General features: G+C 71.2%; 16 protein-coding genes and 3 pseudogenes. 14 read left to right on the plus strand and 5 right to left on the minus strand.

Annotation, left to right across the window (positions count from 1 at the left end):
* Positions 1-2: 2 nt before the first annotated feature.
* Positions 3-1,268 (plus strand): histidine--tRNA ligase, encoded by a 1,266-nt coding sequence (gene hisS, locus ACH47Z_RS11160; protein WP_399072907.1) that lies wholly within the window; start codon positions 3-5, stop codon positions 1,266-1,268.
* 39 nt (positions 1,269-1,307) lie between these two features.
* Here the strand turns inward: hisS and ACH47Z_RS11165 are convergent, their stop codons facing one another.
* From ACH47Z_RS11165 to ACH47Z_RS11180, 4 genes and pseudogenes are all read right to left on the minus strand, one after another.
* Complete coding sequence (locus ACH47Z_RS11165) at positions 1,308-1,754, minus strand: response regulator (protein WP_399072909.1); 447 nt, start codon at positions 1,752-1,754, stop codon at positions 1,308-1,310.
* Positions 1,751-1,894, minus strand: a pseudogene (locus tag ACH47Z_RS11170) (ATP-binding protein); the annotation flags it as partial. The pseudogene ACH47Z_RS11170 and the gene ACH47Z_RS11165, both read right to left, overlap by 4 nt.
* Positions 1,895-1,929: 35 nt before the next feature.
* A pseudogene (locus ACH47Z_RS11175) lies at positions 1,930-2,202 on the minus strand (ABC transporter permease); the annotation flags it as partial.
* A pseudogene (locus tag ACH47Z_RS11180) lies at positions 2,199-3,066 on the minus strand (ABC transporter ATP-binding protein). The pseudogenes ACH47Z_RS11180 and ACH47Z_RS11175, both read right to left, overlap by 4 nt.
* Positions 3,067-3,210: 144 nt before the next feature.
* Between ACH47Z_RS11180 and ACH47Z_RS11185 the strand changes: the two are divergent.
* The 3 genes from ACH47Z_RS11185 to rpsD all read left to right on the plus strand — a co-directional run bounded on the left by ACH47Z_RS11185 (position 3,211) and on the right by rpsD (position 6,184).
* On the plus strand, positions 3,211-3,867 hold the full coding sequence (locus ACH47Z_RS11185; protein ID WP_399072911.1) for a vitamin K epoxide reductase family protein: 657 nt from the start codon (positions 3,211-3,213) through the stop codon (positions 3,865-3,867).
* A gap of 46 nt (positions 3,868-3,913) precedes the next feature.
* Entirely contained in the window at positions 3,914-5,269 is a 1,356-nt protein-coding gene (locus ACH47Z_RS11190; RefSeq protein ID WP_399072912.1) for a replication-associated recombination protein A, read from the plus strand.
* Between the two features lie 300 nt (positions 5,270-5,569).
* Positions 5,570-6,184 carry a 30S ribosomal protein S4 gene (gene rpsD, locus ACH47Z_RS11195; protein WP_399072913.1) on the plus strand — a complete coding sequence of 205 codons (615 nt, stop codon included), beginning with the start codon at positions 5,570-5,572 and terminating at the stop codon, positions 6,182-6,184.
* A 21-nt stretch (positions 6,185-6,205) separates the two neighbouring features.
* Here the strand turns inward: rpsD and ACH47Z_RS11200 are convergent, their stop codons facing one another.
* A complete protein-coding gene (locus tag ACH47Z_RS11200) occupies positions 6,206-8,458 on the minus strand; it encodes an ATP-binding protein (protein WP_399072914.1) in 2,253 nt (750 codons plus the stop codon).
* A 153-nt stretch (positions 8,459-8,611) separates the two neighbouring features.
* Here ACH47Z_RS11200 and ACH47Z_RS11205 point away from each other — a divergent pair, with 153 nt between their 5' ends.
* The 10 genes from ACH47Z_RS11205 to ACH47Z_RS11250 all read left to right on the plus strand — a co-directional run bounded on the left by ACH47Z_RS11205 (position 8,612) and on the right by ACH47Z_RS11250 (position 19,240).
* A complete protein-coding gene (locus ACH47Z_RS11205; RefSeq protein WP_399072915.1) occupies positions 8,612-9,046 on the plus strand; it encodes a DUF948 domain-containing protein in 435 nt (144 codons plus the stop codon).
* A gap of 16 nt (positions 9,047-9,062) precedes the next feature.
* The gene (locus ACH47Z_RS11210) at positions 9,063-9,431 is read left to right on the plus strand and encodes a hypothetical protein (RefSeq protein WP_399072916.1); all 369 of its coding nucleotides are present in this window, start codon (positions 9,063-9,065) and stop codon (positions 9,429-9,431) included.
* Positions 9,431-12,103, plus strand: a complete 2,673-nt coding sequence (alaS, locus tag ACH47Z_RS11215) for an alanine--tRNA ligase (protein ID WP_399072918.1) — start codon at positions 9,431-9,433, stop codon at positions 12,101-12,103. Before ACH47Z_RS11210 ends, alaS begins: the two co-directional genes overlap by 1 nt.
* Positions 12,104-12,127: 24 nt before the next feature.
* Positions 12,128-12,592, plus strand: a complete 465-nt coding sequence (gene ruvX / locus ACH47Z_RS11220; protein WP_399072919.1) for a Holliday junction resolvase RuvX — start codon at positions 12,128-12,130, stop codon at positions 12,590-12,592.
* 125 nt (positions 12,593-12,717) lie between these two features.
* A complete protein-coding gene (mltG, locus tag ACH47Z_RS11225; protein ID WP_399072920.1) occupies positions 12,718-14,409 on the plus strand; it encodes an endolytic transglycosylase MltG in 1,692 nt (563 codons plus the stop codon).
* On the plus strand, positions 14,390-15,229 hold the full coding sequence (locus ACH47Z_RS11230) for a shikimate dehydrogenase (protein WP_399072921.1): 840 nt from the start codon (positions 14,390-14,392) through the stop codon (positions 15,227-15,229). The genes mltG and ACH47Z_RS11230 overlap by 20 nt, the downstream gene beginning before the upstream one ends.
* Before the next feature lie 165 nt (positions 15,230-15,394).
* On the plus strand, positions 15,395-16,579 hold the full coding sequence (gene aroC, locus ACH47Z_RS11235) for a chorismate synthase (RefSeq protein WP_399072922.1): 1,185 nt from the start codon (positions 15,395-15,397) through the stop codon (positions 16,577-16,579).
* Positions 16,580-16,611: 32 nt separating this feature from the next.
* Positions 16,612-17,094 carry a shikimate kinase gene (locus tag ACH47Z_RS11240; protein ID WP_399073040.1) on the plus strand — a complete coding sequence of 161 codons (483 nt, stop codon included), beginning with the start codon at positions 16,612-16,614 and terminating at the stop codon, positions 17,092-17,094.
* Positions 17,091-18,182, plus strand: coding sequence for a 3-dehydroquinate synthase (gene aroB, locus ACH47Z_RS11245; RefSeq protein ID WP_399072924.1), 1,092 nt, complete (start codon positions 17,091-17,093; stop codon positions 18,180-18,182). The genes ACH47Z_RS11240 and aroB overlap by 4 nt, the downstream gene beginning before the upstream one ends.
* A gap of 155 nt (positions 18,183-18,337) precedes the next feature.
* Positions 18,338-19,240, plus strand: coding sequence for a Pro-rich N-terminal domain-containing protein (locus ACH47Z_RS11250; RefSeq protein ID WP_399072925.1), 903 nt, complete (start codon positions 18,338-18,340; stop codon positions 19,238-19,240).
* Positions 19,241-19,254: the final 14 nt, after the last annotated feature.

Genomic DNA, 19,254 nt, shown 5'->3' on the forward strand with positions numbered 1-19,254 from the left:
TCGTGAGTACCTTCCAGGCCCCCAAGGGCACCTACGACCTGATCCCGCCGCGTTCCGCGAAGTTCCTCGCCGTGCGCGAGGCGATCGCGACCCCGCTGCGCGACTCCGGCTACGGCTACGTCGAGACCCCCGGCTTCGAGAACGTCGAGCTGTTCGCGCGCGGCGTCGGCGAGTCCACCGACATCGTGACCAAGGAGATGTACGCCTTCGAGACCAAGGGCGGCGACAGGCTCGCCCTGCGCCCCGAGGGCACGGCCTCCGTGCTGCGCGCGGCTCTGGAGGCCAACCTGCACCGGCAGGGCAACCTCCCGGTCAAGCTCTGGTACTCGGGCTCGTACTACCGCTACGAGCAGCCGCAGGCGGGCCGTTACCGGCACTTCTCCCAGGTCGGCGCCGAGGCGATCGGCGCGGAGGACCCCGCCCTGGACGCCGAGCTGATCATCCTGGCCGACCAGGCGTACCACTCGCTGGGCCTCAGCAACTTCCGCATCCTGCTGAACAGCCTGGGCGACAAGGAGTGCCGGCCGGTGTACCGGGCCGCGCTGCAGGACTTCCTGCGCGGCCTGGACCTCGACGAGGACACCCGCCGGCGCGTCGACATCAACCCCCTCCGGGTCCTCGACGACAAGCGCGAGTCGGTCCAGAAGCAGCTCGCGGGCGCCCCGCTGCTGCGCGACTACCTGTGCGACGCGTGCAAGGCCTACCACGAGGAGGTCCGCGGACTGCTCACCGAGGCGGGCGTCACCTTCGAGGACGACCTGAAGCTGGTGCGCGGCCTGGACTACTACACCCGTACGACCTTCGAGTTCGTGCACGACGGTCTGGGCTCGCAGTCCGCGGTGGGCGGCGGCGGCCGCTACGACGGCCTGTCCGAGATGATCGGCGGCCCGGCACTGCCCTCCGTCGGCTGGGCCCTGGGCGTCGACCGCACGGTCCTCGCCCTCGAGGCGGAGGGCATCGAGCTGGACCTCCCGTCCTCGACGTCGGTCTACGCCGTCCCGCTCGGTGAGGAGGCCCGCCGCGTCCTGTTCGCCAAGGTCACCGAGCTGCGCAAGGCGGGCATCGCGGCGGACTTCTCGTACGGCGGGAAGGGCCTGAAGGGCGCCATGAAGAACGCCAACCGCAGTGGCGCCCGCTACGCCCTTGTGGCCGGCGAACGCGACCTCGCCGAGGGCGTCGTCCAGCTGAAGGACATGGAGTCCGGCGACCAGACGGCGATCGCCCTGGACGCGGTCCTGCCGGAACTGCGCTCCCGGCTCGGCCAGTAGCCCCCGTGAGGAGGGCGCCGGAACCCTCCGGCGCCCTCCTCACTGCTCCAGCAACCCGTACCGCATGGCACGGGTGACGGTCGCCGTCCGGTCGTCCACCTCCAACTTGCCCAAGATGCGCAGCAGGTGGGTCTTCACCGTCGACTCGCCGATGAACAGGGGCGGCCGATCTCCGCACAGCAGGTAGCCCGCCGCGCCCGCCTCCACGGCTCGCAGGATGTCCCGGTCCGTCTCGTACGTCGTCAGGACGATCACCCGGCACGGCAGCCCGGCCGCGGTCATCCGCACGATCGAGTCCACGCCTCCGCCACCCGGCATCCGCAGGTCCATCAGCACGATGTCCGGGCGCAGTTCCGCCGCCAGTGCCTCCGCCCGAGGCCCGCTCGCCGCGTCGCCGACCACCTCCAGGTCCGGCTCGGCGCTCAGCATGGCGCGCAGTCCCTCCCGTACGACGGGATGGTCGTCGGCCAGGACGATCCGGATCACGGCCCCTCACTCCCCACGGGGACCGGCACGGGCAGGCGTACGGTCACCGTCGTACCGTCGCCCGGTGCGCTGCGGACGGCCGCGGTGCCCTCCACTTCGGCGGCGCGGGCGCGCAGCCCCGCCAGACCGTATCCGGTCGAGACGGCGGCGGGGTCGAAGCCGCAGCCGTCGTCGTGGACGGAGAGCTCGTCGACATGATCCCGGAGGCCGTCATCGCGGGCACGTACAGCTGGGACGCGGTGATCCCGGCGCCCCCGCCGTCGTCGTGGAAGATCGACGCGAACAGGAACAGGAACACCACGGGGAAGGCGAAGGTGAACACCACCTGTTCGCGCTGCCGGAAGAACTGCCTGATCTCCAGGCCGCCCCGCAGCAGACCGATCCGCCAGGCGCCGGGCAGGGATCCGGCGGCCGCGCGGTCGGTGGCTCGTACGGTGGTCGTGGTCATCGCACGGCCTCCTGTCCGGCCAGCCGGAGGTAGACGTCCTCCAGGGTGGGGCGGGTCACGGCCAGCCCGGGGATCTCGCCGTCGAAGCGGCCCATGAGCGCGGCGACGGTCCGGGTCGGCAGGTCGGTGTGCTCCGTGCGCGGGGAGCCGTCGGGTTCCGTCCAGGCCACGGTGGCCTCACCGCCGTACCGCCGGCGCAGCTCGTCGGGTGAGCACTCGGCGACGACGTGGCCCTTCGTGACGACGGCGAGGCGGTCCGCGAGGGTCTCGGCCTCTTCCAGGTAGTGCGTGGTGAGCAGGATCGTGGTGCCCTCGTCGGCGAGCAGCCGGATCAGGTCCCGGAACCGGCGCCGGGCGCCCGGGTCGAAGCCGGTGGTCGGTTCGTCCAGGAGCAGCAGCTCGGGGCCGCCGATCACGCCGAGTGCCACGTCGAGGCGGCGCCGCTGGCCGCCCGAGAGGGACTTGACGCGGCTGTCGGCCTTCGCGTCCAGGCCGACCAGGTGGAGGACCTCCTCCGGGTCGCGCGGGCGCGGGTAAGTAGCGGGCGAAGTGCCGTACCGTCTCGCGGACCGTCAACTCGGCGGGCGTCGATTCGTCCTGCCAGACGATTCCCACACGGGACCTCCACGCGCGCGTGCCCGTCGCCGGGTCCGCGCCGAGGACGGACACCTCGCCCGCGTCCCGGGACCGGTTGCCCTGGAGGATCTCCACCGTGGTGCTCTTGCCCGCGCCATTGGGCCCGAGCAGCCCGAACACCTCACCGCGCCGGATTCCGAGATCGAGACCGTCGACCGCGGTCACGCCCCCGTACCGCTTGCGCAGTCCCCGGATGTCCACCGCGCGTTCGTTCGCGTGTGCTGTCATGCCCCCGAGCTTCGGCCGGAACCGAACGGTCCGTGACCACCGTGCGTACCTCCTTATGTCCTCTGAACGGTGGACACACATGCGCGTGCGGCACAATGACCCGTGCCCGAAGATGGTCCAACTCTCAAGCGACGGAATCGGCGGATGAGCAAGACGACAGTCACAGACCTCTCCACGGAGCCCGGGCCCGAGCGTGCCGCCGACGCACCCCGCACGGTGGGCGGCAGCCGCGCCTTCGCCCTGCTGCTGGTGATCACCGGTGCGGCCGGACTGCTGGCGGCCTGGGTCATCACGCTCGACAAGAACAAGATCCTCGAAGCGAAGATCGCGGGGAAGACGTTCACGCCGGGCTGCAGTGTCAATCCGATCGTGTCCTGCGGCAGCGTCATGGAGAGCAAGCAGGCCGCGGCCTTCGGCTTCCCCAACCCCTGGCTCGGCCTGGTCTGCTACGGCATCGTCATCTGCGTCGGCATGAGCCTGCTGGGCCGCGCCCGCTTCCCGCGCTGGTACTGGCTGACCTTCAACTTCGGCACGCTCTTCGGCGTCGGCTTCGTCACCTGGCTGCAGTTCCAGTCCCTGTACCGGATCAACGCGCTGTGCCTGTGGTGCTCGCTGGCCTGGGTCGCGACGATCACCATGTTCTGGTTCGTGACCTCGTTCAACGTCCGCAACGACTTCCTGCCGGCCCCGCGCTGGCTGAAGTCCTTCCTCGGCGAGTTCACCTGGGTCGTCCCGGTCACCCACTGCGGCATCATCGCCATGCTGATCCTCACCCGCTGGGGCAGCCAGCTCTGGGCCTGACCCCGGGGCGGACGGCATTGTCAGTGCCGTGTCTTAGGGTTTCAGCGTGGAACCCGACCTCTTCACCGCAGCGGCGGAAGAACGCCAGGAGAAGGACCCGGCAGGCAGCCCCCTGGCGGTGCGGATGCGCCCGCGCACCCTCGACGAGGTCGTGGGCCAGCAGCATCTGCTGAAGCCCGGCTCCCCGCTGCGCCGGCTGGTCGGCGAGGGCTCCGGCGGCCCCGCCGGACCGTCCTCGGTGATCCTCTGGGGCCCGCCCGGCACCGGCAAGACGACGCTCGCGTACGTCGTCTCCAAGGCGACGAACAAGCGGTTCGTGGAGCTGTCCGCGATCACCGCGGGCGTCAAGGAGGTCCGCGCGGTCATCGACGGCGCCCGCCGCGCCACCGGCGGTTTCGGCAAGGAGACCGTCCTCTTCCTGGACGAGATCCACCGCTTCAGCAAGGCCCAGCAGGACTCCCTGCTCCCGGCGGTCGAGAACCGCTGGGTGACGCTGATCGCGGCCACGACGGAGAACCCGTACTTCTCGGTGATCTCCCCGCTGCTCTCCCGCTCCCTCCTGCTCACCCTCGAACCGCTCACCGACGACGACATCCGGGGCCTGCTCCAGCGGGCCCTGAGCGACGAGCGCGGCCTGAAGGACGCCGTCGGCCTGCCCGACGACACCGCGGAGCATCTGCTGCGCATCGCCGGCGGCGACGCCCGCCGCGCCCTGACCGCCCTGGAGGCCGCGGCCGGAGCCGCCCTGGACCAGGGCGAGCGCGAGATCAGCCTGCAGACGCTGGAGCAGACGGTCGACCGGGCCGCGGTGAAGTACGACCGCGACGGCGACCAGCACTACGACGTGGCCAGCGCCCTCATCAAGTCCATCCGCGGCTCCGACGTCGACGCGGCCCTGCACTACCTGGCCCGCATGATCGAGGCCGGCGAGGACCCCCGCTTCATCGCCCGCCGCCTGATGATCTCCGCGAGCGAGGACATCGGCCTGGCCGACCCGAACGCACTGCCCATCGCGGTCGCCGCTGCCCAGGCCGTTGCCATGATCGGCTTCCCCGAGGCCGCCCTCACCCTCAGCCATGCCACCATCGCGCTCGCGCTCGCCCCCAAGTCCAACGCCGCGACCACCGCGATCGGCGCCGCCCTGGAGGATGTGCGGGGGGGCCTGGCCGGCCCGGTTCCGCCGCATCTGCGCGACGGGCACTACAAGGGCGCGGCCAAGCTCGGCCACGCCCAGGGGTATGTGTACCCGCACGACCTGCCCGAGGGCATCGCCCCGCAGCAGTACGCCCCGGACGCCCTGAAGGACCGCGAGTACTACACCCCGACCCGGCACGGCACCGAGGCCAGATACGCCGACGCGGTCGAATGGACCAGGAAACACCTCGGTCGCAGACGCTCCTGAGCACCCTGTAGACTGCTCCGAAGTGCTGAGTCCCGCGCTGTCAGAGCGGGACAGTCAGCCGGACCGGTCCCCTGCGGATCGGCTCCAGGAGCGTCGCGCACCGTCGATCGGTGTCGCGGGCAGCCCACCACCACCCGAGGTTCCGGGACGGTCGGTGGGCCACTCGCGTGCTGCACGTATGTGCCCAGACCAGGGAAGCGGCTGCCCGGCAGGTCCCTCGCGGACCCGGCGGGTTTTCCCGGCTGCGGATGCGACCTCCCTAACCCTGACGAGCCGAACACTACGAAAGAGATAGAGACAGTGGCGAACCAGTCCCGCCCCAAGGTCAAGAAGTCGCGTGCCCTCGGCATCGCGCTGACCCCCAAGGCCGTCAAGTACTTCGAGGCCCGCCCCTACCCGCCGGGCGAGCACGGCCGTGGCCGCAAGCAGAACTCGGACTACAAGGTCCGTCTGCTGGAGAAGCAGCGTCTGCGCGCGCAGTACGACATCTCCGAGCGCCAGCTGGTCCGCGCCTACGAGCGCGCGTCCAAGGTTCAGGGCAAGACCGGTGAGGCCCTGATCGTGGAGCTCGAGCGCCGTCTCGACGCCCTGGTCCTGCGTTCGGGCATCGCCCGCACCATCTACCAGGCCCGTCAGATGGTCGTCCACGGCCACATCCAGGTCAACGGCCAGAAGGTCGACAAGCCGTCCTTCCGTGTCCGCCCGGACGACGTCGTGCAGGTCCGCGACCGCTCCAAGGACAAGACGCTCTTCACGATCGCCCGCGAGGGTGGCTTCGCCCCCGAGGGTGAGATCCCGCGCTACCTGCAGGTGAACCTCAAGGCCCTGGCGTTCCGCCTGGACCGCGAGCCGAACCGCAAGGAAGTTCCGGTCATCTGCGACGAGCAGCTCGTCGTCGAGTACTACGCCCGCTGATCCCAGCCAGGGCGTAGTACTTCAGCCCGCCGCCTCCCCGCCCTTCGGGCGCGGGAGGCGGCGGGTTTGTCGTTCCGGCCGTTCGGACAGCGCGGACCGGTGGGGGCTGGTCGCGCCCCCGCGTTCTTGGCCTCGCTCGAACAGGGGGGATCCCCAGTCTCCGCCACCGCGCTGCTGCCCCCGTGGCGCCGGAAGTCCGTCCAGCGGTCGTACCCGCGCATGCCCCAGCGCACGGGCCACCGCCGCAGCGCGGTCGAGCCGGCCTCCTTCCCGCACGCACTCCTCGTACCGTGCGTCCCCCAGCGCCTGCCGGGCGAGGGTCTCGCAGTGCTCGTGCGGGGCGTTGTAGTACGCCGAGCCGAACAGCGGCAGCCCCACCGACGGCCACAGCCGGGCCGCCGCCCCCTGGAGCAGCGCCGCCTCGGCCGCCTCACCCTCGGTCGCCGTCACCAGCGCCAGCAGCTCGATCGTCAGTACCGAGGCGAGCAGGTCGTGGAAGGCGTGCGCATGGCGCAGGCACTCCGTGAGCAGTTCCCGCGCCCGCTCCTGAGCGCCCTCCTGCCAGGCCGCGTACGCCAGCACGTACAGGGCGTACGACCGGGCCCAGCGCTCCCCGTGGTCCTCACACACCTGCCGTACGTCCTCGCACAGCCGTACCGCGTCCGGCAGATCGCCCTGGAAGGCCCGCGTCATCGCCAGCTCCACCTGGCCCATCAGGACGTTGCTGTTCAGCTCGCCGATCTCCTGATAGCGCTCCAGCGCCGACCGCAGCAGCGTTTCCGCACGCGCCATGTCATCGCTGACCAGGGCCAGACAGCCGGTGCGGTGCTCCGCGTACGCCACCGCGGTCGCGTCCGCCGTCCGCTCCGCCTGCTCCCGGCACTCCCGCAGCGCCGCCAGCGCCGGCACGGTGTCGCCCTGCAGGACCGCCACGTAGCCGAGCACCCACAGCGCCTTGAGCCGGGACTGCTCGTACTCCGAGTCCAGCTCCACGCTGCGCTCCAGCCAGCGCCGCCCCTCCGCGAGCCGCCCGCAGCCCACCCAGCAGAACCACAGCGCCCCCGCCAGGCACTGGCCGAGATGCGCCTCGTCCGGCTCGGTCAGACAGAACTCCAGCGCGGCCCGCAGATTCGGCAGCTCGGCCTCGACCCGCGCGGCGATCTCGCGCTGCCGGGGCGAGAACCAGTCCAGCTCGCACCAGGTCGCCAGGCCCAGACACCAGTCCCGGTGCCGCCTGCGCAGCCGCCCCGCGTCCCCGGCCGCCTCCAGCCAGTCGGCGCCGTAGGCCCGGACGGTGTCCAGCATCCGGTAACGGGGGCCGGCCGGGGTGTCCTCGCGGGTGACGACCGACTGGGCCAGCAGCTCCGACAGTACGTCGAGGACGTCCTCGGCGGGCAGCCCGTCCCCGCTGCACACGTACTCGGCCGCCTCCAGGTCGAAGGTCCGCGCGAACACCGACAGCCGCGCCCAGAGCAGCCGTTCGGCGGGCGTGGCGAGCTCATGGCTCCAGCCGATCGCCGTGCGCAGCGTCTGGTGGCGGGCCGGGGGTCCACCGGGGACGGACCATGGCCCGGAGCCCGTGGTCAGCAGCCGGAACCGGTCGTCCAGCCGCTGCACCAGCTGCCCGGGGGACAGCGCCCGCAGCCGCCCGGCCGCCAGTTCCACCGCGAGCGGGATCCCCTCCAGCCGGCGGGCGAGCTCGCGCACCTCGGGACCGTCGGACACGCTCACCCCCTGCTCCCGGGCCCGGTCCGTGAACAGCTCCACCGCCGCGTCCTCGCCGAGCGGTGCGAGCGGGAACAGCCGTTCGCCCGCCAGCCCCAGTGGTCGCCGGCCCGCGGCCAGCACCGTCAGCTCGGGCAGCTTGCGCAGCAGTTCCGCGGTCAGCTCGGCACAGGCCGCCGCCAGATGCTCGAACCCGTCCAGCACCAGCAGTACCGGGCGCCCGGCGAGATGCTCCAGCAGCATCTGGCGGGGCAGCCGGGTGGTGTGGTCGGTCAGGCCCAGCGCCTCCACCACCGCGTACTCCACGAACTGCGGATCACTCACCGGCGCCAGCTCCACCCGGCCGCACGGCCCGGACGCCCACCCGGCGGCGACCCGCGCGGCCAGCCGGGACTTGCCGACGCCGCCGACCCCGGTCACGGTCACCAGCCGCGAGCCGCCGAGCGCCGCCGCCAGTCCGGCGAGTTCGGCCGAACGCCCGACGAACGTGGTCAGTTCCAGGGGCGGATCGCCGTCGGGGAAGGGGCCTGGGCGCTGGGGACCTCGCATGGGACACGGAGCGTACTGAAGTGTGTTCAGTGCGTACAATCGCTTCCCGCAACTCAGTCTCCGACGCCGGGTAATCCGGTACGGAGCGCCGGCCGTGGCGCGATAGGCTCGGGGCACGACTTTTTCGATGCTCAGGCACGTTTCAGGGAGCGGGTGCGCACAGTGTCCGGTGGAGAGGTGGCCGGGATCCTGGTGGCCGTCTTCTGGGCGATCCTGGTCTCCTTCCTCGCGGTGGCACTCGCGAGGCTGGCCCAGACGCTCAAGGCGACCACCAAGCTCGTGGCGGACGTGACCGACCAGGCCGTCCCGCTGCTCGCCGACGCCTCCCAGGCGGTGCGTTCCGCGCAGACCCAGATCGACCGCGTCGACTCCATCGCCTCCGATGTCCAGGAGGTCACGTCGAACGCCTCCGCGCTGTCCACGACCGTCGCCTCCACGTTCGGCGGCCCACTGGTCAAGGTCGCGGCCTTCGGTTACGGCGTGCGCCGGGCGCTGGGCGGCCGCAAGGAGGACGTGCCCGCCAAGGCGCCCCGGCGTACCGTGATCGTGGGCCGCACGGTCCCCGCCGCGCGACGCAAGCGGAAGTAAGGACTGAGACCGAGCGATGTTCCGCCGTACGTTCTGGTTCACCACAGGTGTCGCCGCCGGTGTGTGGGCCACCACCAAGGTCAACCGCAAGCTGAAGCAGCTGACCCCCGAGAGCCTGGCCGCCACCGCGGCGAACAAGGCCCTGGAGACCGGTCAGCGGCTGAAGGACCGCGCGGTGGGCTTCGCCCTCGACGTCCGCGACAACATGGCCGCGCGGGAGGCCGAGCTGGAGGAGGCCCTGGGAATCCAGGAGAGCCCCGAACTTCCCGCACCCCGGCAGTACACCGCCATCGAGAACAGCAACAACCACAGCACACCGAAGTACATCGAAACGTCGTTTTCTTCGCAAGCGAAGCACTCGTACAACCGGAATGAGGACCACTGATGGAGTCGGCTGAGATCCGCCGCCGCTGGCTGAGCTTCTTCGAGGAGCGCGGGCACACCGTCGTCCCTTCGGCGTCGCTCATCGCGGACGACCCGACTCTGCTCCTCGTCCCCGCCGGCATGGTGCCCTTCAAGCCCTACTTCCTGGGTGAGGTCAAGCCGCCGTTCCCGCGCGCCACCAGCGTGCAGAAGTGCGTGCGCACGCCCGACATCGAAGAGGTCGGCAAGACCACGCGCCACGGCACGTTCTTCCAGATGTGCGGCAACTTCTCCTTCGGCGACTACTTCAAGGAAGGCGCCATCAAGCACGCCTGGGAGCTGCTCACCACGCCCCAGGACAAGGGCGGTTACGGCCTCGACCCCGAGCGCCTGTGGATCACCGTCTACAAGGACGACGACGAGGCCGAGCGCATCTGGCACGAGATCGTCGGCGTGCCGAAGGAGCGCATCCAGCGCCTCGGCATGAAGGACAACTACTGGTCCATGGGCGTCCCCGGCCCCTGCGGCCCCTGCTCCGAGATCAACTACGACCGCGGCCCCGAGTTCGGCGTCGAGGGCGGCCCCGCCGTCAACGACGAGCGGTACGTGGAGATCTGGAACCTCGTCTTCATGCAGTACGAGCGCGGCGAGGGCATCGGCAAGGACAACTTCGAGATCCTCGGCGAGCTGCCGAGCAAGAACATCGACACGGGCCTCGGCATGGAGCGCCTCGCCATGATTCTGCAGGGCGTGCAGAACATGTACGAGATCGACACCTCCATGGCCGTCATCGACAAGGCCACCGAGCTGACCGGCGTGGCCTATGGCGACGCCCACGACTCCGACGTCTCCCTGCGCGTGGTCACCGACCACATGCGTACGTCCGTGATGCTCATCGGCGACGGCGTCACCCCCGGCAACGAGGGCCGTGGCTACGTCCTGCGCCGCATCATGCGCCGCGCCATCCGCAACATGCGCCTGCTGGGCGCCACCGGTCCGGTCGTCCTCGACCTGATCGACACCGTGATCCGGATGATGGGCCAGCAGTACCCCGAGCTCATCACCGACCGCGAGCGCATCGAGAAGGTCGCCGTCGCCGAGGAGAACGCCTTCCTCAAGACGCTGAAGGCCGGCACCAACATCCTCGACACCGCCGTCACCGAGACCAAGCAGTCCGGCGGCACGGTCCTCTCCGGCGACAAGGCCTTCCTGCTCCACGACACCTGGGGCTTCCCGATCGACCTCACCCTGGAGATGGCCGCCGAGCAGGGCCTCTCCGTGGACGAGGACGGTTTCCGCCGCCTGATGAAGGAGCAGCGGGAGCGCGCCAAGGCCGACGCCCAGGCCAAGAAGACCGGCCACGCCGGCGCCGGTGCCTACCGTGAGATCGCCGACAAGGTCGGCGAGACCGACTTCATCGGCTACAGCGACACCGAGGGCGAGTCCACGATCGTCGGCATCCTGGTCGACGGCGTCTCCTCGCCGGCCGCCACCGAGGGCGACGAGGTCGAGATCGTCCTCGACCGCACCCCGTTCTACGCCGAGGGCGGCGGCCAGATCGGCGACACCGGCCGGATCAAGGCCGACTCCGGTGCCGTCATCGAGATCCGCGACTGCCAGAAGCCGGTCCCCGGGGTGTACGTCCACAAGGGCGTCGTCCAGGTCGGCGAGGTCACCGTCGGCGCCAAGGCCGTCGCCTCCATCGACGCCCGCCGCCGCAAGGCCATCGCCCGCGCCCACTCGGCCACGCACCTGACCCACCAGGCCCTGCGCGACGCCCTCGGCCCGACGGCCGCCCAGGCCGGCTCCGAGAACCAGCCCGGCCGCTTCCGCTTCGACTTCGGCTCCCCGTCCGCCGTGCCGACGGCCGTGATGACCGACGTCGAGCAGAAGATCAACGAGGTGCTCGCCCGCGACCTCGACGTGCGCGCCGACATCATGGGCATCGACGAGGCCAAGAAGCAGGGCGCCATCGCCGAGTTCGGCGAGAAGTACGGCGAGCGCGTCCGCGTGGTGACCATCGGCGACTTCTCCAAGGAGCTGTGCGGCGGCACGCACGTGCACAACACCGCCCAGCTGGGCCTGGTGAAGCTGCTCGGCGAGTCCTCCATCGGCTCGGGTGTGCGCCGTATCGAGGCTCTCGTCGGTGTGGACGCCTACAGCTTCCTCGCCCGTGAGCACACGGTCGTCAACCAGCTGACCGAGCTGCTCAAGGGCCGCCCGGAGGAGCTGCCGGAGAAGGTCTCCTCGATGCTCGGCAAGCTGAAGGACGCCGAGAAGGAGATCGAGAAGTTCCGCGCCGAGAAGGTGCTCCAGGCCGCCGCCGGTCTCGCCGAGTCCGCCAAGGACGTGCGCGGCGTGGCCGTCGTCACCGGTCAGGTGCCGGACGGCACGACGCCGGACGACCTGCGCAGGCTGGTCCTGGACGTGCGTGGCCGCATCCAGGGCGGACGCGCCGCCGTGGTCGCCCTCTTCACGGTCAACAACGGCAAGCCGCTCACGGTCATCGCCACCAACGAGGCCGCCCGCGAGCGCGGTCTCAAGGCCGGTGACCTGGTGCGCACCGCCGCCAAGACCCTCGGCGGCGGCGGTGGCGGCAAGCCGGACGTGGCCCAGGGCGGCGGTCAGAACCCGGCCGCCGTCGGTGACGCCGTGGACGCCGTCGAGCGCCTGGTCGCCGAGACCGCCAAGTAACGGCACGTAAGGAAACGGTCGGAAATGCGCAGAGGACGTCGACTCGCGATCGACGTCGGGGACGCCCGGATCGGGGTCGCGTCGTGCGACCCCGACGGGATCCTCGCCACCCCGGTGGAGACGGTCCCCGGCCGGGACATCCCCGCCGCCCACCGCCGGCTCAGGCAGCTGGTGGAGGAGTACGAGCCGATCGAGGTCGTCGTCGGACTCCCTCGCTCCCTCAAGGGGGGCGAGGGCCCGGCCGCGGTCAAGGTCCGCGCCTTCGCCCAGGAGCTGGCCAAGGGCATCAAGCCGGTGCCGGTCCGCCTGGTGGACGAGCGGATGACGACCGTGACGGCCACTCAGGGACTGCGCGCCTCGGGGGTGAAGTCGAAGAAGGGCCGCTCGGTCATCGACCAGGCCGCCGCCGTGATCATCCTGCAGCAGGCCCTCGAATCCGAACGGGTGTCAGGTAAAGCACCCGGCGAGGGCGTCGAAGTGGTCATCTGATCGCGATACGGTAACGTTCCGCGCGGTGTGCCGGTGTTCGAACAGTCGGCACACAGCAAGAGGAGGCGGAACGGAAGCGGGCCATCGGCCGCGTGACCGGTCGGCCTCGCGGCTCTAGGGGATCGATGACTGAGTATGGCCGGGGCCAGGGCTCCGAACCGTGGCATCCGCAGGACCCGTTGTACGGGGACGGCGGATGGGAAGGGCAGCAGGCGCACATCGGCCAGCAGTCTGCCTACGGCGGCCAGCAGTCCTACGGTGGCCAGCCGCAGCACTACCCGCAGCAGCCGCAGTACGGCGACTGGGGTCACGAGCAGCAGGCCGGGTACGGCCATGAGCAGTACCCGTACTACGACGAGCAGGGGCATCCCCAGTACGCCGGCCACGCCCAGCAGCCGTACCAGCAGCACGGCGGGTGGGACGCCGCCGGCACCCATGGCCAGGTGCCCTACGCGGCCGACCCCGGCGACCCCTACGGCCAGCAACCCGTCGCCTACGGCGGGGAGCAGCCCGACTTCTACGGCACCGAGGACGCCTACCCGCCGCCGGAGCCGCCCGGCCGCAGGCGCCCCGAGCCGGAACCGGAGCCGGAGTTCGCGCCCGAGGAGGAGGAAGAGCAGCACCCCTTCTTCACGGGCGGCGGCGATGACGGTGACGACGACGAGGAACACGAGCTCGCCGACCGGCCGGGCCGGCGCGGCAAGGGCAAGAAACCCGTCAAGAGCAAGAAGCGGCGCACCGGCTGCGCCTGCATGGTGGTCGTCCTGGTCTTCGGCGGCGGCCTCGGCGGCGTGGGCTACTTCGGCTACAAGTTCTACCAGAACCGTTTCGCCCCGGCCCCCGACTACAGGGGCGACGGCATCAACGAGACGGTGACCGTCGAGATCCCCAAGGGCGCGGGCGGCTGGGACATCGGCAACCGCCTCAAGGAGGCAGGCGTCGTCAAGAGCGCCGAGGCCTTCGTCCACGCGCAGAACGACATAAAGGGCGGCAACAGCATCCAGGCCGGCGCATACCTCCTGAAGAAGGAGATGTCCGCCGCCAGCGCCGTGAAAATGATGCTGGACCCGAAGAGCCAGAACAATGTCGTGGTCACCCCGGGCGAACGCAACGCGGGCGTCTACGAGGCGATCGACAAGAAGCTCGAACTCGCCGCCGGTACCACACAGAAGACCGCCCGGCAGGAATACAAGGCCTTCGGTCTACCGGCCTGGGCGCAGAACACGCAGTACAGCGGCGCGCTCAAGGACCCGCTGGAGGGCTTCCTCTTCCCGGGTACCTATCCGGCCGCCAAGGGCATGAAGCCGGACGCGATCCTGAAGCAGATGGTCGCCCAGGCCAAGTCCAAGTACGACGCCTACGGCCTCACCGCGAAGGCCCAGGAGCTGGGCCTGAACAACGCGTTCGAGCTCGTCACCGTCGCGAGCCTGGTACAGGCGGAGGGCAAGACGCACGACGACTTCCGCAAGATGTCGGAAGTGGTCTACAACCGTCTCAAGCCCACCAATACCGAGACGAATCAGCTGCTCCAGTTCGACTCGACGTACAACTACCTCAAGGGCACCAGCAACATCCATATCTCCCTCAAGGAGATCAGCAGCAACCCCAGCCCGTACAACACCTACAAGCACAAGGGACTCCCGCCCGGTCCGATCGGCAACCCCGGCGAGGACGCGATCATGGCGGCGCTGAATCCGACCCACGACGGCTGGATCTATTTCGTGGCGACCGACGGTGTGAGCAACACCGAATTCGCCAAGACCTTTGCCGAATTCAAGCAGCTCAAGGACAAGTTCGATGCCAGCTCGGGCAACTGACGCCCACCGGGCGGCCGTCCTCGGCAAGCCCATCGCCCACTCCCTCTCCCCGGTGCTGCACCGGGCGGCGTACGACGAACTCGGGCTCACCGACTGGTCGTACGACCGCTTCGAGGTCGACGAGGCCGGCCTGCCCGGCTTCCTCGAGAAGCTCGGGCCGGAGTGGGCTGGGTTGTCCCTGACCATGCCGCTCAAGCGGGCGGTCATCCCGCTGCTGGACGAGATCAGCGACACGGCCGCCTCCGTCGACGCGGTCAACACCGTCGTCCTCACCGAGGACGGCCGCCGCCTCGGCGACAACACCGACATCCCGGGCATGGTGGCCGCGCTGCGCGAGCACGGCATCGAGCAGGTCGACTCCGCCGCGATCCTCGGCGCCGGCGCCACCGCCTCCTCCGCCCTCGCCGCCCTCGCCCGGATCTGCACCGGCGACATCACCGTCTACGTGCGCAGCGAGGCCCGCGCCGCCGAGATGCGGCAGTGGGGCGAACGGCTCGACGTGGCGGTGCGGACGGCGGACTGGGCGGACGCCGGGCAGGCCCTGCGCGCCCCCCTGGTGATCGCCACCACGCCCGCCGGCACCACCGACGCCCTGGCCGCCGCCGTACCCGAGTGCCCCGCCACCCTCTTCGACGTGCTCTACGACCCCTGGCCCACCGCGCTCGCGGCTCGCTGGTCCATGTTCGGCGGCGCCGTGGTCAGCGGCCTCGACCTGCTGGTCCACCAGGCCGTCCTCCAGGTCGAACAGGTCACCGGCCGCTCCCCGGCGCCCCTGGAGGTCATGCGGCGCGCCGGAGAGGAGGCGCTCGCGGCCCGCTGAACTCGAGATTCCCCGTCCGCTTGCTGGACCGGCAGCCAGGTCCCGCCCCCGGACGTGGGAGGATCGGAGGTGGCGTACCGGGGTCGCGCACCCGGTCGCGCCGTCGCCGTACGCGAGGACCCGCGTACGCAGGGCAGTACCGGGCGCGAACACTGAGGAGCTTCGTTGAGCAGGCTGCGTTGGCTGACCGCGGGGGAGTCCCACGGTCCCGCACTTGTCGCGACGCTGGAGGGGCTTCCCGCCGGCGTGCCGATCACCACGGAGATGGTGGCGGACCACCTGGCGCGGCGGCGGCTCGGCTATGGCCGCGGTGCGCGGATGAAGTTCGAGCGTGACGAGATCACCTTCCTGGGTGGTGTCCGGCACGGCCTCACCCTCGGCTCCCCGGTCGCGATCATGGTGGGCAACACCGAGTGGCCCAAGTGGGAGCAGGTCATGGCGGCCGACCCGGTCGACCCGGAGATCCTCGCCGGTCTGGCCCGTAACGCCCCGCTGACCCGCCCGCGCCCCGGCCACGCCGACCTGGCCGGCATGCAGAAGTACGGCTTCGACGAGGCCCGCCCGATCCTGGAGCGCGCCTCCGCCCGTGAGACCGCGGCCCGCGTGGCGCTGGGCGCGGTCGCCCGGTCGTACCTGAAGGAGACGACGGGCATCGAGATCGTCTCGCACGTGATCGAGCTGGCCTCGGCGAAGGCCCCGAAGGGCGTCTACCCGACCCCGGCCGACGTGGCGAAGCTGGACGCCGACCCGGTGCGCTGCCTGGACGCGGACGCGTCGAAGGCGATGGTCGCGGAGATCGACCAGGCCCACAAGGACGGCGACACCCTCGGCGGCGTGGTCGAGATCCTGGCCTACGGCGTGCCGGTGGGCCTGGGCTCGCACGTGCACTGGGACCGCAAGCTGGACGCCCGGCTGGCGGGCGCGCTCATGGGCATCCAGGCCATCAAGGGCGTCGAGGTCGGCGACGGCTTCGAGCTGGCCCGGATCCCGGGTTCGCAGGCGCACGACGAGATCGTGCAGACCGGCGAGGGCATCCGCCGGGTCTCCGGCCGCTCCGGCGGTACGGAGGGCGGCCTGAGCACCGGCGAGCTGCTGCGCGTGCGCGCCGCGATGAAGCCGATCGCGACCGTGCCGCGGGCCCTGCAGACGGTCGACGTGGCCACCGGCGAGGCCGCGCAGGCGCACCACCAGCGCTCCGACGTGTCCGCCGTGCCGGCCGCCGGCATCGTCGCCGAGGCCATGGTCGCGCTGGTCCTCGCCGACGCGGTCGCGGAGAAGTTCGGCGGCGACAGCGTCCCCGAGACCCGCCGCAACGTGCGGTCGTACCTCGACCACCTCCACATCCGGTGAGCGCTGTGCCCGCGGTCGTCCTGGTCGGTCCGATGGGGGTCGGCAAGTCCACCGTCGGACGGCTGCTGGCCGAGCACCTCGGCCTCGGCTACCGGGACACCGACGACGACATCGTCACCGAGCAGGGCCGCGCCATCGCCGAGATCTTCGTCGACGAGGGCGAGGCCGCCTTCCGGGCGATCGAGAAGCGGGCGGTGCACACCGCGCTCGCCGAGCACGAGGGCGTCCTCGCGCTCGGCGGCGGCGCCGTTCTCGACGCCGACACACGCGCGCTGCTCACCGGGCAGCGGGTCGTCTACCTCTCGATGGACGTGGAAGAGGCCGTCAAGCGCACCGGCCTGAACGCGGCCCGTCCGCTGCTCGCGGTCAACCCGCGCAAGCAGTGGCGCGAGCTGATGGAAGCGCGGCGGCACCTGTACGAGGAGATCGCCACCATCGTCGTACCGACCGATGGCCGCACCCCCGAAGAGGTCACCCGACAGACGCTGGAAGCACTGGAGTTGAAGCAGGCATGAGCGAGGCAGTCACCCGGATCCAGGTCGCCGGCACGGCGGGCACCGAGCCGTACGAGGTGCTGGTCGGCCGCCAACTCCTGGGCGAGCTGGGCGGGTTGATCGGCCAGAAGGCCAAGCGGATCGCGGTGATCCACCCCGAGGCGCTGGCCGAGACCGGTGACGCGCTGCGCGCCGACCTGGCCGGGCAGGGCTACGAGGCCATCGCCATCCAGGTGCCGAACGCGGAGGAGGCGAAGACCGCCGAGGTCGCCGCCTACTGCTGGAAGGCGCTGGGCCAGTCCAACTTCACCCGCACCGACGTCATCGTCGGCGTCGGCGGCGGTGCCACGACGGACCTGGCCGGTTTCGTCGCCGCGACCTGGCTGCGCGGGGTCCGCTGGATCGCGGTCCCCACCACGGTGCTGGCCATGGTGGACGCGGCGGTCGGCGGCAAGACCGGCATCAACACCGCCGAGGGCAAGAACCTGGTCGGCGCCTTCCATCCGCCGGCCGGTGTGCTGTGCGACCTGGCCGCGCTGGACTCCCTCGCGGTCAACGACTACGTCTCCGGGCTCGCGGAGGTCATCAAGGCCGGCTTCATCGCCGATCCGGTGATCCTGGAGCTGATCGAGTCCGACCCCGAGGGCGCGCGCACCCCGGCGGGACCGCACACGGCCGAGCTGATCGAGCGCTCGATCCGGGTGAAGGCCGAGGTCGTCTCCTCGGACCTGAAGGAGTCGGGCCTCAGGGAGATCCTCAACTACGGCCACACGCTGGGCCACGCGATCGAGAAGAACGAGCGCTACACGTGGCGGCACGGCGCCGCGGTGGCCGTCGGCATGCACTTCGCGGCCGAACTGGGGCGTCTGGCGGGCCGGTTGGACGACGCGACGGCGGACCGCCACCGCACGGTCCTCGAGGCGGTGGGGCTGCCGCTGCACTACCGCTACGACCAGTGGCCCAAGCTGCTGGAGACGATGAAGGTCGACAAGAAGTCCCGCGGCGATCTGCTGCGGTTCATCGTCCTCGACGGCCTGGCCAAGCCGACGGTCCTGGAGAGCCCGGACCCGGCCGTCCTGCTCGCCGCCTACGGCGAAGTGGGCCAGTAGGGCCGCGCGCGTCCGATTCCCTTTCCGGAACGGGCACTTCGGACCGTCCCCGGCCGTTTCACCAAACGACGGCCGGGGACGGTACCGTTCGGTGGGGAGCGGGGTTCACCCCTGCTGCCAGCGCCGACAGCCTGTACGAGACGGAGTGGCAACGGATGCAGCACGCAGGAGGATCTCCGCTGCCGCCGCCCCACCGGCCGGGGCAGGTGCCGCACGCCGGCTGGGCGTCGGCCGCACACCACCCGGGCCCGCACCCGGGAGCCACCCCCGGTCCCGCCCCCGTGCCCCCGCCGCCGGGCTTCCCGGCCCCGACCGGTGTCGTCCCGCCGACGCCTGCGCAGCCTCCCGCGCCCCGGCCTCCCCTCGCGCAGCCCCCGGCCCCGCAGCCCGCGGCCGCACCGCCGGCACCGGACACCACAGGCCACGTTCCGCTGCCGCCCGGCGGCCCGGTCGGCGTGCCCACGGCGCCCCCCGCTCCCGCCTCGGTCCCCGACCCGACGGCCACCACCCTCGCCGTCCTGCTGATCGGCCCGGCGGGCGCGGGCAAGACCAGCGTCGCCAAGTACTGGGCGGACCACCGCCGGGTGCCCACCGCGCACATCAGCCTCGACGACGTGCGCGAATGGGTCCGCTCGGGCTTCGCCGACCCCCAGTCCGGCTGGAACGACAACTCCGAGGCCCAGTACCGCCTCGCCCGCCGCACCTGTGGCTTCGCCGCCCGCAACTTCCTCGCCAACGGCATCTCCTGCATCCTGGACGACGCCGTGTTCCCGGACCGCCCGGTCGTGGGCCTGGGCGGCTGGAAGCGCCACGTCGGCCCCGGCCTGCTCCCGGTCGTGCTCCTCCCGGGCCTGGACATCGTCCTGGAGCGCAACGCCGAGCGCACCGGCAACCGCCGCCTCACCGACGAGGAGGTGGCCCGCATCCACGGCCGCATGGCGGGCTGGTACGGCTCGGGCCTGCCGATCATCGACAACTCCCAGCTGGACGTCCCGGGCACGGCCCGCGTACTGGACGAGGTCCTGGCGAGAGCGATAGCGAGCCCCCCGAGCTGGTGAGCCTCCAGACTCCA

The sequence above is a fragment of the Streptomyces sp. NPDC020192 genome, from assembly GCF_044388685.1.
Lineage (GTDB): Bacteria > Actinomycetota > Actinomycetes > Streptomycetales > Streptomycetaceae > Streptomyces.